Annotated in this window: 13 protein-coding genes; 3 read left to right on the forward strand and 10 right to left on the reverse strand. The window is 52.7% G+C overall.

Translation table 11 applies throughout. The annotated features are described in order from the left end of the window. Positions 1 to 123: 123 nt before the first annotated feature. The gene (gene yhgN, locus D9738_RS19605; RefSeq protein WP_130217718.1) at positions 124 to 717 is read left to right on the forward strand and encodes an NAAT family transporter YhgN; all 594 of its coding nucleotides are present in this window, start codon (positions 124 to 126) and stop codon (positions 715 to 717) included. Positions 718 to 773: 56 nt separating this feature from the next. Here the strand turns inward: yhgN and gntU are convergent, their stop codons facing one another. The 5 genes from gntU to D9738_RS19630 form a co-directional block, all read right to left on the reverse strand. Next, the gene (gene gntU / locus D9738_RS19610; protein ID WP_130260954.1) at positions 774 to 2,114 is read right to left on the reverse strand and encodes a gluconate transporter; all 1,341 of its coding nucleotides are present in this window, start codon (positions 2,112 to 2,114) and stop codon (positions 774 to 776) included. A 3-nt stretch (positions 2,115 to 2,117) separates the two neighbouring features. Then, on the reverse strand, positions 2,118 to 2,645 hold the full coding sequence (gene gntK / locus D9738_RS19615) for a gluconokinase (RefSeq protein WP_000108320.1): 528 nt from the start codon (positions 2,643 to 2,645) through the stop codon (positions 2,118 to 2,120). Positions 2,646 to 2,783: 138 nt separating this feature from the next. Further along, positions 2,784 to 3,779: a gluconate operon transcriptional repressor GntR gene (gntR, locus tag D9738_RS19620; RefSeq protein ID WP_130260955.1), complete on the reverse strand. Its 996-nt coding sequence runs from the start codon at positions 3,777 to 3,779 to the stop codon at positions 2,784 to 2,786. Between the two features lie 93 nt (positions 3,780 to 3,872). Further along, a complete protein-coding gene (gene yhhW, locus D9738_RS19625; RefSeq protein WP_130209049.1) occupies positions 3,873 to 4,568 on the reverse strand; it encodes a quercetin 2,3-dioxygenase in 696 nt (231 codons plus the stop codon). A 122-nt stretch (positions 4,569 to 4,690) separates the two neighbouring features. After that, positions 4,691 to 5,728, reverse strand: a complete 1,038-nt coding sequence (locus D9738_RS19630; protein ID WP_130260956.1) for an oxidoreductase — start codon at positions 5,726 to 5,728, stop codon at positions 4,691 to 4,693. Between the two features lie 473 nt (positions 5,729 to 6,201). Between D9738_RS19630 and yhhY the strand changes: the two genes are divergently transcribed. Beyond that, positions 6,202 to 6,690 (forward strand): N-acetyltransferase, encoded by a 489-nt coding sequence (yhhY, locus tag D9738_RS19635; RefSeq protein ID WP_130209054.1) that lies wholly within the window; start codon positions 6,202 to 6,204, stop codon positions 6,688 to 6,690. Between the two features lie 60 nt (positions 6,691 to 6,750). Here the strand turns inward: yhhY and ggt are convergent, their stop codons facing one another. Next, positions 6,751 to 8,484, reverse strand: coding sequence for a gamma-glutamyltransferase (gene ggt / locus D9738_RS19640; RefSeq protein WP_130209056.1), 1,734 nt, complete (start codon positions 8,482 to 8,484; stop codon positions 6,751 to 6,753). A 120-nt stretch (positions 8,485 to 8,604) separates the two neighbouring features. Between ggt and D9738_RS19645 the strand changes: the two genes are divergently transcribed. Beyond that, entirely contained in the window at positions 8,605 to 9,045 is a 441-nt protein-coding gene (locus D9738_RS19645) for a DUF2756 family protein (protein WP_130209058.1), read from the forward strand. On the opposite strand, the gene ugpQ is transcribed toward D9738_RS19645, so the two are convergent. From ugpQ to ugpA, 4 genes are read right to left on the reverse strand one after another with little or no spacing between them, the layout of a single operon-like run. Continuing rightward, a complete protein-coding gene (ugpQ, locus tag D9738_RS19650) occupies positions 9,032 to 9,775 on the reverse strand; it encodes a glycerophosphodiester phosphodiesterase (RefSeq protein WP_130260957.1) in 744 nt (247 codons plus the stop codon). The two genes, D9738_RS19645 and ugpQ, sit on opposite strands and share 14 nt — an antisense overlap. Further along, on the reverse strand, positions 9,772 to 10,842 hold the full coding sequence (gene ugpC / locus D9738_RS19655; protein WP_130260958.1) for a sn-glycerol 3-phosphate ABC transporter ATP binding protein UgpC: 1,071 nt from the start codon (positions 10,840 to 10,842) through the stop codon (positions 9,772 to 9,774). The genes ugpQ and ugpC overlap by 4 nt, the downstream gene beginning before the upstream one ends. A 1-nt stretch (position 10,843) precedes the next feature. Beyond that, the gene (ugpE, locus tag D9738_RS19660; RefSeq protein WP_000572183.1) at positions 10,844 to 11,689 is read right to left on the reverse strand and encodes a sn-glycerol-3-phosphate ABC transporter permease UgpE; all 846 of its coding nucleotides are present in this window, start codon (positions 11,687 to 11,689) and stop codon (positions 10,844 to 10,846) included. Beyond that, complete coding sequence (gene ugpA / locus D9738_RS19665) at positions 11,686 to 12,573, reverse strand: sn-glycerol-3-phosphate ABC transporter permease UgpA (protein ID WP_130260959.1); 888 nt, start codon at positions 12,571 to 12,573, stop codon at positions 11,686 to 11,688. Before ugpA ends, ugpE begins: the two co-directional genes overlap by 4 nt. Between the last annotated feature and the right edge of the window lie 35 nt (positions 12,574 to 12,608).

The following is a 12,608-nucleotide window of genomic DNA, read 5'->3' on the forward strand; positions in this document are numbered from 1 at the left end:
ATACAAAAAGCAGCCAAAGTCGCAAGTGAAATTAATCAATGATAGCGAAGCCATCAGTAATGCGACTTATCCTGCTTTCGTAGCACGCAGAAAGTCCACGGCAATTATCAGGGAACTTGAGTTATGAATGAAATCATTTCTGCAGCAGTTTTATTGATCTTGATTATGGATCCGCTCGGAAACCTACCTATTTTTATGTCCGTACTGAAACATACAGAACCGAAAAGACGTCGGGCAATCATGGTGCGAGAGTTGCTTATTGCTCTCATGGTGATGCTGGTGTTCCTGTTTGCGGGTGAGAAAATTCTGGCATTTCTTAGCCTGCGGGCGGAAACCGTCTCCATTTCTGGCGGCATCATTCTATTTCTGATCGCCATTAAGATGATTTTCCCCAGTGCTTCAGGCAATAGCAGTGGGCTTCCGGCAGGTGAAGAGCCGTTTATTGTGCCGCTGGCAATCCCATTAGTAGCAGGGCCGACTATTCTCGCCACATTAATGTTGCTGTCTCACCAGTACCCGAATCAGATGGGGCATCTGGTAATTGCGCTGCTGCTGGCCTGGGGCGGCACCTTTGTTATCCTGCTACAGTCATCGCTATTTTTACGTCTGCTGGGCGAGAAAGGAGTGAATGCGCTGGAACGCCTGATGGGATTGATTCTGGTGATGATGGCAACCCAGATGTTCCTCGACGGCATTCGGATGTGGATGAAGGGGTGACGAGAGGCATTACCAGGAAGGAGCCCGGTAGTGTAAGACCTACCGGGCAAACAGACTTAACTCAACAACTGGAACGCAATCATCCCGACGATGGCACCAACAGTGCCGAGGATGGTTTCCATCATGGTCCAGGTTTTCAGCGTTTCGGCTTCAGTCGCACCGGTAAATTTACCGAACAACCAGAAACCAGCGTCGTTAACGTGGCTGACGACAATCGAACCACCAGCGATACAAATCGACAGTGCCGCCATTTGCGCACCGGAGTAATTCAATTGTTCAATGACCGGCATCACCAGCCCCACCGCCGTTAAACAGGCAACGGTGGCAGACCCCTGAATGATGCGCACTGCCGCTGCCAGCACGAAGCAGGTGATGGCAATCGGCAGGCCCATGCCGGTTAACGCTTCGCCCAGCGCCGGACCTACGCCAGAGTCAACCAGCACCTGTTTGAACACGCCGCCCGCACCAATCACCAGCAGAATGATCCCCGCCGGTTGCAGCGCGTGACCGCAAATCTCCATCACTTTATCTTTTGGCATGCCCTGACGCATTGCCAGGCCATAAATTGCTACCAGACAAGCAACCAGAATCGCAGTAAACGGATGACCGATAAACTCAAACCATTCGTAAGCAGTTGATCCTTCTCGTACAAAACGCGCAGCAATGGTTTTAAGACCTACCAGCACCAGCGGCAGTAGGATCAGGGACAGGCTGAATCCAAAAGACGGCATTTTGCCTTCGCCGAGATGCGGTTCGCTGATATCGTCAGGAATATGCAGCTCAACATAACGGCTGATGAAGTTACCCCACAGCGGCCCGGCGATGATCATCCCCGGAATTGCCGCACACAGGCCAATCAGGATCATCCAGCCAAAATCGGCGTTCATCTGCGATGCCAGCAGCATCGGCGCTGGTCCAGGCACCAGAAATGCCGCCGCTGCCGCCACGCCTGCGAATAATGGGATTACCAGTTTCACCAGATTCGTACCGGTGTGGCGCGCCATCGAGAAGGCAACGCTAATCAGCAGAACAATCGCCACTTCAAAGAACAGCGGTAGCGCGCAGACCAGCCCCGCAAGGCCGATGGCATAATGCGCGCGGCTGTGACCGAAGGATTTGAGCATTTTGACGGCAATCTGATCGACTGCGCCGGTTTCATGTAATATCTTGCCAAACATGGCTCCCAGGGCGACAACCACCGCCAGGAAGCCGAGGGTGCCTCCCATCCCTTTTTCCATCGTCGCTGCAATTTTATCGAGCGGCATACCGGAAAAAAGGCCAGCCCCCATAGACACCACCATCAAAGCCAGGAAAGCGTGCATACGCGCCTTCATGACTAAAAACAGCAGCAGTAAAACAGACCCTACAGCTGTTAAAACAAGCGTTAATGTAGTCACTACTTATTTGCCTTTTTTAATAACCTCAATGGTGCTTGCCACAACACCTTCCAGCGGTTGATCGATATCCACCACCAGTACATCGGTTTCGTCCGCACCCGGCTCCTGCAGCGTTTCAAACTGCGTCACCAGCATTTGGGTTTTAAAGAAATGGCCTTTGCGCGCTTTCAGGCGGCTTTCAATCACATCAAAATCGCCTTTCAGGTAGATGAAAGAGAGATTCGGATTACCTTCACGCAGCAAGTCGCGATAGTGTTTTTTCAGTGCAGAGCAGACGATCAGCGACACTTTATTGGTACGCTGCATGGCAAACGCGGCGTCGTTCAGCGCCTGCAACCACGGTTTGCGATCGTCGTCGTTCAGCGGTTCACCAGACGCCATTTTTTCGATATTGCAGCGCGGATGGAGGAAATCGCCATCAAGAAACGCGGCATGAAGTTGATGCGCCACTTCACTGGCGACCGCAGATTTGCCGCTGCCTGAGACGCCCATCAGAACGTAAATGTGGTGATCATGGTTAGTCGTGCTCAAAGTGGTGCCCCCACAGTACAAGAATTAAAAATGTTACGGGTAACTGTTATCGGTAACATTGTCCGGCCGGACAAAATCAGAAGCAATATCCATCCGTGCCTTAAGTGTATAAGTGTGAGCTACTTCAAATTTGTAGGCTTAAATAGATCCACCTGGTGACAAGGTGAAACCTAAATCTAACATTTTCGGCATCACCGCTTCGCCACGAATACGCGCCAGCAGGCGTTCAGCGCCAATGCTGCCCATCCGCTCACGCGGCGTCAGCACACTTGCCAGCCGTGGCTCCATCACCTGACCAATATCATGACCGTGGAAACCGGCAATCGCCATATCGTCAGGAACTTTCAACCCCAGACGCTGACATTCAAACGCCGCGCCGACCGCCAGGTCATCGTTGGTACAGAACACGCCATCCAACTGCGGATATTCCCGCCGCGCCTGACGAATCAGTTCAATACCGGAAGAGTAAGAAGAAGATTGTTCAACCATCACGCTATATGGCACCAGGCCTGCATCCAGCATCGCCTGCTCATATCCCTTCTGTTTGATGATAGTACGTTCGTCGAGACGTGCGCCGAGATAAGCAATGTGACGATGCCCGCGAGCAATAATGGCAGCAGTCATCTGGCGTGCCGCTTCAAAGTTATTAAAACCGACAGCAATATCGAGGCACGGCGACTGGCTGTCCATCAGTTCCACCACCGGAATACCCGCCACTTCAATCATCTTTAAGGTGCGTGGCGTGTGGGTGCGTTCGGTAAGGATCAGGCCATCGATATTCCAGGAGAGCATCGATTCAAGGCGTTCTTGCTCCATTTCCGGCTTATAACCGTAGTGCGCCAGCATCGTCTGATAACCGTGCGCGTCGGTGACGCTTTCGATTCCGCGTAATACTTCCGCAAAAACCTGGTTGGTGAGAGAAGGTAACAGGACACCAATCGCCCGGCTGGTGGCGTTAGAGAGGATATCGGGCGCGCGATTGGGAATATAACCCAGTTCATCAAGAGCGGCGGCAATCTTGCCACGTAGAGCGACGGAAACCTGCTCCGGGTTACGCAAAAAACGGCTGACCGTCATTTTGGTCACGCCTACACGGTCAGCCACATCCTGAAGTACGGGTCTTTTCTTTTTCATCGTCCTGAAAGGTACAAAAGGGATAGATTCCTTTAGTTTACCACGGACGCATCACAACCTTCCTGATTCCTCAGGAAGGTTTGTGAGATAAATTTAGACTGGCGGTAAATCGAACAGCAGGATTTCACTGTCGCTATCAGCGTGGACGGAAATCGCCTGCTCATCCCAAATCGCCAGACCATCGCTGGTCGAGGCTTTTACGCCGTTAATAGTGACATTACCTTTCACCACCTGGATCCAGACGCGGCGTTCAGCGGCAATCTGATGTATCGACTGCTCATCTTTTACCAGCGCCCAGCGGTACAGTTCCATATCCTGATATACTTTCAGCGAACCGTCACGCGCATCCGGCGAGAGCACCAGCTGTTTGCCCTGCACGGCATCGAAGCGACGCTGTTCATAACGCGGCGTAATACCGTTTTCTTCTGGCATGATCCAGATCTGATACAGATGCAGACGCTCGGTGCTGCTTGGGTTGTACTCTGAGTGACGAATACCCGTACCCGCACTCATAATCTGGAACTCGCCCGCCGGAACCTGTTCTTTATTGCCCATGCTGTCCTGATGCTCAACAGTACCTTCCAGCACGTAGGTCAAAATTTCCATATCTTTATGCGGGTGAGTGCCGAAGCCCTGCCCTGCTTCAATCACGTCGTCGTTAATCACGCGCAGCGCGGAGAAGCCCATAAAGTTCGGATCGTAATAATTGGCAAAAGAGAAAGTATGCCAGGAGTCCAGCCAGCCATGATTAGCATGACCGCGTTCATTTGCTTTGCGTAAGTAGATCATTTGTATTCGCCCCCTGAATGATTTCGATGGGCTTAGTGTGGACCCGATCCGCCTGGGATGATAGAGGGTGAAAATTGACCCCTCTGTTCAAAAAAATTGAACTATTCGAGGGGCCATCAAACTTACTTCACGAGAGTCACTGTGGAGGGAGAGGCTTGTTCAAAACCGCGTTCAAGGATTTCCAGATTGGTAAGAACTTCAGATTCCTTGACGTAATTTGGCGCACCGTTGGTGATGGTTTGGTACAACGCATCATACACACGTCCATAGTCGCCCATCTCTGGCTTCATCTCTTCTCTGACCGTCACGCCCTCGTCATTGACATACTCCAGCACACCGACCGAATCATCCGCCGCAAATCCAGGTTCGCCCGGCATAATATTAGCCTTCAGGCTGGTTTCCTGCTGGTCGATGCCGTATTTAATAAATGTACCTTTCTTACCGTGAACGATAAATTTCGGATAATCGATTTTCACCAGATGACTGGTTTTAACGATCGCTTTCAGGTCGCCATAAAACAGCTGCGCTTCAAAGGTGTCGTCAGGATTGGCTTTATTACGCAGGCTGCGGATGTCATAAGCGACGTGATCCGGGCGACCAAACAGCGAGATAACCTGGTCCAGGGTATGCACACCAAGCCCATAGAACGCGCCATCCTGCGGCAGTCCAGGTTTGGTTTCTGCCACCGGGCGGTAATAGTCAAAATGGCTTTCCACTTCGACAATCTCTCCCAGCTTGCCGCTTTCAATCGCTTTTTTCGCCGTCAGGAAGCAGGAATCAAAGCGACGATTCTGATACGGCGTGACGGTCAGCCCTTTACTTTTCGCCAGCGCAAACAGCTCTTTCGCCTGCGCAAGCGTCGGGGTGAACGGTTTTTCGACAAGTACATTTTTCCCGGCTTCCAGCGCGCGCTTCGCGTACTCGAAGTGGCTGTCCGCGTGGGTGCAGACGACAACCAGCTTAACATCGGGATCGTTTAACACTTCGTCGAGATCGCTGGTGAAATGAATATGGGAATAAATGGGAGCCTGTTCTTCCGGCTTCGCATGGCGGCGAAAAATATGCGCGACATGCCAGCTATCCTTGCGGTTAAGTACATACGGAAGATGGTAACGGGTGGTGCTTTTGCCGAAGCCAATAAAGGCACAGTTGATGACCATGATTTCGTCCTTTTTAAGGTGGTTATTTACACCTTAGCGCAAAGCGGACGCGGTTCCTATGCCTGGGCTTCAGTACGTCAGATTGTTGGCAAAGTGCACTTTGATCATGCCGGATGCGGCGTGAACGCCTTACCTGCCTACACAAAATGGCATCGGTTTGTAGGTCTGATAAGCGTAGCGCATCAGGCAATTTTGCATTTGTCTCGACACGAGGAACACTTCACGTGGACAAAATGGCAAACAAACCAGTACGAAAGCAAAAAAAAGCCAGCACCCGGCTGGCTAAGTAATACTGGAAGCAATGTGAGCAATGTCGTGCTTTCAGGTTCTCCGCGAGGGTCTTCCTGATCGCGAGACAATAATAATCATTCTCATTCGCACTTGTCCAACACTTTTTGCAAAAAAATGCATTTGACTCGTATTTGAAAGTCAATGATGTTGAAAGGGACATTTACCCGAAAGAGGACAGAGGAATGAGTGAGATAGTAATACGCCACGCAGAAACGCGCGATTATGAGGCCATTCGGCATATCCACGCCCAGCCGGAGGTGTATTACAACACACTACAAGTGCCTCATCCTTCAGAACATATGTGGCTGGAACGACTCGCCGATCGCCCCAGCATCAAGCAACTCGTCGCCTGTATTGATGGAACTGTAGTAGGTCATCTCACCATTGATGTACAGCAACGCCCGCGCCGCAGTCATGTTGCCGATTTTGGTATCTGTGTCGACGCCCGCTGGAAGAATCGCGGCGTCGCCAGCGCCCTGATGCGAGAGATGATTGAAATGTGCGACAACTGGTTGCGGGTAGATCGTATTGAACTAACGGTGTTCGTCGATAACGCGCCAGCAATTAAGGTCTATAAAAAATTCGGCTTTGAGATTGAAGGGACTGGCAAGAAGTACGCATTGCGTAATGGTGAATATATCGATGCGTATTATATGGCGCGGGTGAAATAGAGAATTTGCAATCTAAGTTTGTCATTTAAGCCCTCACCTACCAGGAGAGGGCTTAAGATATTAGTACCCTGCTGTTAAATCATCCACCGAGCGCGGGTCGGATGCGCCGTACAACTCACCGTCAGGCCCAACCATAATGCTTTGTGTACTGCCCATCGCCTCTTTCAGCGCCACTTTCTGACCTTTTGCTTCCAGCAGCTTGATCGTATCCGGGCTAAACCCCTTCTCGACACGCAGCTCGTCCGGCAACCACTGATGGTGGAAACGCGGCGCATTGGTCGCTTCGGCGACGTTCATCCCATAATCGATGCTATTTACCACCATTTGCAGCACAGTGGTGATAATCCGGCTACCGCCAGGGCTACCAGTCACCAGCCAGGTTTTACCGTCTTTCACCACAATAGTCGGCGACATCGACGACAGCGGACGTTTGTTCGGCCCGACGGCGTTGGCATCACCGCCCACCAGCCCGTAAACGTTCGGCACGCCCGGTTTGGCGGAGAAATCATCCATCTGGTTATTGAGCAAAATACCGCTCTCACCCGCGACAATGCCCGTACCGAAGGTGGTGTTCAGCGTATAGGTCACCGCCACCGCGTTACCGTCTTTATCCACTACAGAGTAATGGGTAGTTTGATTACTCTCATAAGGCGCAAGCTTGCCAGGGCGAATCTCGCTGGACGGCTTCGCTTTATTGATATCGATTTGCTCGGCAATAGATTTGGCATAGGCTTTATTGGTCAGCGCCTGCCACGGGACTTTGACAAAATCCGGGTCGCCAAGATATTCCGAGCGGTCGGCGTAGGCATATTTCTCAGCTTCTGCCATGATTTGCATCGCATCGGCGCTGCCAAAGCCGTATTTCTGCATATCGAAGTTTTCCAGAATATTGAGGATTTGTACGATATGAATCCCGCCGGAAGAGGGCGGTGGCATGGAGTAAACCTGATACCCGCGATAATCGCCGCTAATCGGTGTGCGTTCTACTGCTTTATACGCGGCTAAATCTTCTTTCGTAATCAAGCCACCGTTTTTCTGCATCTCCTGAGCGATCTGCTCCGCTATCGTGCCTTTATAGAATTCATCCGGGCCGTTTTCGGCAATCATCTCCAGGCTCTTTGCCAGGTTCGCCTGCACCAGCTTGTCGCCCTTTTTCAGCGGTTCGCCCTCTTTCCAGAAGATAGCTTTGCTGTTTTCGTGATTCGGCAGCACTTCGCTACCGTAGGTTTTGAGATCGTCTGCCAAAGCGTCGTTAATGATAAAACCATCGCGTGCCAGTTTAAACGCCGGTTGCACCACTTTGTTCAACGGCATGGTGCCGTATTTATCCAACGCCAGCGAGAAACCTGCTACCGTACCGGGCGTGCCGGAAGCCAGATGCGAAGTGAGTGATTTTTTGCTGTCCGGGTTGCCCTGATCATCAAGGAACATATCGCGGGTCGCTTTGGCGGGCGCCATTTCGCGGAAATCGATAGCCGTGGTATTGCCATTTTTCGAGCGGATTAACATAAAACCACCGCCGCCCAGATTCCCTGCCTGCGGATGCGTTACCGCCAGCGCGTAGCCCACCGCCACGGCGGCATCAACGGCATTCCCGCCCTCCTTGAGGATATCCACCCCCACCTGAGTGGCAGTAGCATCTACAGACGCCACCATCCCCTGCTTTGCGCGTACCGGATGGAAGACATCTTCCTCCACACCATAAGAAACAGGTGGCGCGGCTGCCGCACTAAAACAACATCCTGAAAGCAAAGCTGCAATCGCCGCCCGGCGTAAAAACGTCGGTTTTATCATCGTTATTCTCCAGTTATGTGTGGGGCAACCCCAGCTAAGCCTGGTATATAACTCTGAATTAATCATCGTTTTGCCGGGAAGCGAGTAAACTTAAAGGATATCTTCAGAGGAGGATACGCGATGAAACGACTTCTGCTTTTGACGGCACTCCTGCCGTTTGTCGGCTTTGCACAGCCCATTAATACTCTGAATAATCCTAACCAGCCGGGGTATCAGATCCCCAGCCAGCAGCGGATGCAAACTCAAATGCAGACTCAGCAAATCCAGCAAAAAGGGATGCTGAATCAGCAACTGAAAACTCAGACGCAATTGCAACAGCAGCATTTAGAAAATCAGATTAATAGCAACTCTCAGCGGGTATTGCAGTCGCAGCCAGGGGAGCTAAATCCTGCCCGGCAGCAAATGCTGCCCAACACCAACGGCGGGATGTTAAACAGTAACCATAATCCGGATAGTTCGCTAAATCAGCAGCATATGCTGCAAGAGAGGAAAAACGGCGACATGCTGAATCCGCCCAGCACGTCGCAGCCTGACATTCCGTTGAAAACTATTGGGCCGTAAAGTTCGGACCAATCACATCAATCGCATCGGTACAGATGCAATCCACGCCCCAGCGCAGCAACTCTGCCGCGCGCTGGGGTTTGTTGACGGTATACACCAGAATCCGCAGTCCGGCGTCTTTCAACTGCATCACTCGCGCTTTATCGAGCAACTTATGATTGAGATGAATAGAGACGCAGCCCAGCCGCGCGGTCAGTTCGCGCCAGTCGTCGCGCCACTCATCAAGCAATAAACCACGCGGCAGTTCCGGTGCCGCCAATTGTGCGGCTTCTAAAGCATCAATCTCAAACGATGACAGCAGCGGCGGCGTCATACCGGCCCACAGTTCACGTGCCACCAGCGCCACCATTTTGCCCGTTAATGGCCCGGTGCCAGTGGTGGGCTTGATTTCGATATTCGCCATCATCCCATGTTCGCGACAGCGTTCCGCCACCTGCGAAAGCAACGGCAGCGGCTCACCTTTAAACGCTTTGCTGTACCAACTGCCCGCATCCACACGCAGTAAATCCTGCCAGTTCAGCTCGCCCGCAACGCCCCAACCGTTGCTGGTACGTTCGAGATTATCGTCATGGAGCAGGAAGATCTCGCCATCTTTCGATAACTTCGCGTCAAATTCGATCATCTTATGACCGTATTTTGCCCCTACGTCGATTGCCGCCAGGGTGTTTTCCGGGGCCAACTTACCGCCGCCACGATGAGCGACGATGCGGGGATAAGGCCAGTTACTCATACTCGTTGTCCTGTTTCACCATCAAAAAGATGTAGCTGATTTTCCGGCAGATGCAACCACAGCGTGCTGCCTGCCGTCGGGCGCTCCTGATGCGCCAGTCGCACCACCAGCTTCTGTTCCCCCCAGCGTCCGTGTGCCAGATTATCAGCGCCGAGGATCTCCAGCGTGTCCATCACCAGTGGCACGCCGCCTTCTGCCTGCGAACTTAGCGCAATATGTTCCGGGCGGATACCGAGGGTCATTTTACGCCCGGCATACTGGCGATAGTAACCGTTTAGCGGCAGCGCAATACCGCCATCCAGTTCGAAATGCGTGCCTTCGTTATTCACGCGGCCAGCCAGTAGGTTCATCGCCGGGCTGCCGATAAAACTCGCCACAAACAGGCTGACGGGCTTTTCGTAGACTTCAACTGGCGTGCCAATCTGTTCGGCAACACCGCCGTTCATTACCATCACTCGCTGGGCGAGGGTCATCGCTTCAACCTGATCGTGGGTAACGTAGAGTGAAGTTGTTTTCAGGCGACGGTGCAGTTGTTGTAGTTCAAGCCGCATCTGCACGCGCAGCTTGGCATCGAGGTTAGAGAGCGGCTCATCAAACAAGAACACCGCCGGCTCACGCACAATCGCGCGCCCCATCGCCACACGCTGGCGCTGACCGCCGGATAGCTCACGCGGGCGACGTTTGAGCAGGCCGTCCAGTTCCAGAATACGCGCCGCTTCTTTAACGCGCTCGGCAATTTGCTGCTTGCCCATGCCGCGGATTTTCAGCCCCCACGCCATGTTCTCCTCAACGCTCATATGCGGATAAAGCGCGTAGTTCTGGAATACCATCGCAATTCCGCGATCTTTCGGCTCCATTTCAGTGACACGCTTGCGGTCGATCCAGATATCGCCCGTCGTTACCCGCTCCAGTCCGGCCACCATTCGCAATAACGTCGATTTCCCGCAGCCAGACGGCCCGACCATCACGATAAATTCGCCATCCGCCACATCAAGGGTCAGCGGTTTAATGACCTGGGTTTTGCCATCCCAGCTTTTGGTTACTGCCTGTAATTTCAGTCCTGCCATCTTATTTCTCACTATCGACCAGGCCGCGCACAAAGGCACGCTGCATCACTAAAACAATCACTACTGGTGGGATCAGGGTTAACAACATCGCCGCCATCACCGAGTTCCATTCCGTGGTGCCTTCGCCAGTGGCGATCATCCCTTTAATCCCTGCCACGGTGGTGCCGAGATCAACGTCGGTAATAATCAACAACGGCCACAAATACTGGTTCCAGCCGTAAATAAAGGTGATCACAAACAGCGCCGCCAGATTGGTTTTTGACAGCGGAAAAACGATGTCGCAAAAGAAACGCATTGGCGACGCGCCGTCGATCCGCGCCGCTTCCACCAGTTCATCCGGCAGCGTCATAAAGAACTGGCGGAACAGGAAGGTAGCGGTCGCCGAGGCCATCAGCGGCAGCGTTAAACCAGCGTAGCTGTCGAGCATTTTCAGGTTGGCGATGACTTCCACCGTCGGGAAGATACGCACTTCAACCGGCAACATCAGGGTGATAAAAATCATCCAGAAGAAGAGGTTACGTAGCGGAAAACGAAACCAGACAATGGCAAATGCCGAGAGCATCGAGACGGTAATTTTGCCGAGCGTAATGCTGAACGCCATCACAAAGCTGTTAAGCAACATCCGCCAGAACGGCGCGCTATTCGTGCCGACCCCGTTCACCCAGATGTTGTGGATATTTTCCAGCAGATGCGTGCCGGGAATAAGCGTCATCGGCGCGGCGTAGACTTCTTGTTTATCCAGCGTCGCCGCGACAAACGCCACGTACAGTGGGAAGAGGATCACCGCGATCCCGAGGATCAGCATGGTATGGCTGAATATCGTCAGCCACGGACGGTTCTCAATCATTGGTAACGCACCTTGCTTTCAACATAGCGGAACTGCACCACCGTCAGCACGATGACGAGGAACATCAACACCACCGACTGCGCGGCAGACGAAGCCAGATCCAGTCCGGTAAAGCCTTCGCGGTAGATCTTATAAATCAGCGTCGTGGTGGCCTGAACCGGCCCGCCGGACGTGGCGGCGTCGATCACCGGGAAGGTGTCGAAGAAGGCGTACACCAGGTTCACCACCAACAGGAAGAAACTCACCGGGGCGATAAGCGGCAGCGCAATCTTAAAGAAGCGGCGAATCGGCCCTGCGCCGTCAATAGCTGCGGCTTCAATCAACGAACGGGGAATGGATTGCAGCGCGGCATAGAAGAATAGAAAGTTGTAGCTGATTTGCTTCCACACCGAGGCAAATACCACCAGAAACATCGCCTGACCGCTGTTTTGCGCATGGTTCCAGTCGTAGCCGAACTCTGCGAGAAAATGAGTGATCAGCCCGCGACCGGGGTTAAACAGGAAGATCCACAATACGGCGGCAACGGCGGGAGCCACGGCATACGGCAGCAGCATTAAGGTTTGATAGAAACGGCTGCCGCGCACGATGTACTCCACCAGCGCCGCGAAGAACAACGACACCAGCAAACCGCTGACGGTGACAAAGGTGCTGAATTTTATCGTCGTCCAGAAGGAGTCGAGATAGTAGCTGTCATGGAACAGCGTGACAAAGTTATCCAGGCCGACAAACTGGCTGGAGAAACCAAACGGATCGACGCTTTGTAGCGAGTACCACAACGCTTCGCCCGCAGGCCAGATAAAAAAGATAACGGTGATGATGAGCTGCGGCGCGACCAGCAAATAAGGCAGCCAGCGCGAGCGAAACACCGGACGGGATGATGGCATTACGGTTAATTCCTGAACTGTGCCGGATACGCTTC

This window comes from Escherichia sp. E10V5, from assembly GCF_004212315.1.
Classification (GTDB): Bacteria; Pseudomonadota; Gammaproteobacteria; order Enterobacterales; family Enterobacteriaceae; genus Escherichia.

Coding starts and splice junctions, on each gene's coding strand:
- yhgN (WP_130217718.1), top strand. CDS start 124: ATGAATGAAATCATTTCTGCAGCAGTTTTATTGATCTTGATTATGGAT.
- gntR (WP_130260955.1), bottom strand. CDS start 3,779: ATGAAAAAGAAAAGACCCGTACTTCAGGATGTGGCTGACCGTGTAGGC.
- yhhW (WP_130209049.1), bottom strand. CDS start 4,568: ATGATCTACTTACGCAAAGCAAATGAACGCGGTCATGCTAATCATGGC.
- D9738_RS19630 (WP_130260956.1), bottom strand. CDS start 5,728: ATGGTCATCAACTGTGCCTTTATTGGCTTCGGCAAAAGCACCACCCGT.
- yhhY (WP_130209054.1), top strand. CDS start 6,202: ATGAGTGAGATAGTAATACGCCACGCAGAAACGCGCGATTATGAGGCC.
- ggt (WP_130209056.1), bottom strand. CDS start 8,484: ATGATAAAACCGACGTTTTTACGCCGGGCGGCGATTGCAGCTTTGCTT.
- D9738_RS19645 (WP_130209058.1), top strand. CDS start 8,605: ATGAAACGACTTCTGCTTTTGACGGCACTCCTGCCGTTTGTCGGCTTT.
- ugpQ (WP_130260957.1), bottom strand. CDS start 9,775: ATGAGTAACTGGCCTTATCCCCGCATCGTCGCTCATCGTGGCGGCGGT.
- ugpC (WP_130260958.1), bottom strand. CDS start 10,842: ATGGCAGGACTGAAATTACAGGCAGTAACCAAAAGCTGGGATGGCAAA.
- ugpE (WP_000572183.1), bottom strand. CDS start 11,689: ATGATTGAGAACCGTCCGTGGCTGACGATATTCAGCCATACCATGCTG.
- ugpA (WP_130260959.1), bottom strand. CDS start 12,573: ATGCCATCATCCCGTCCGGTGTTTCGCTCGCGCTGGCTGCCTTATTTG.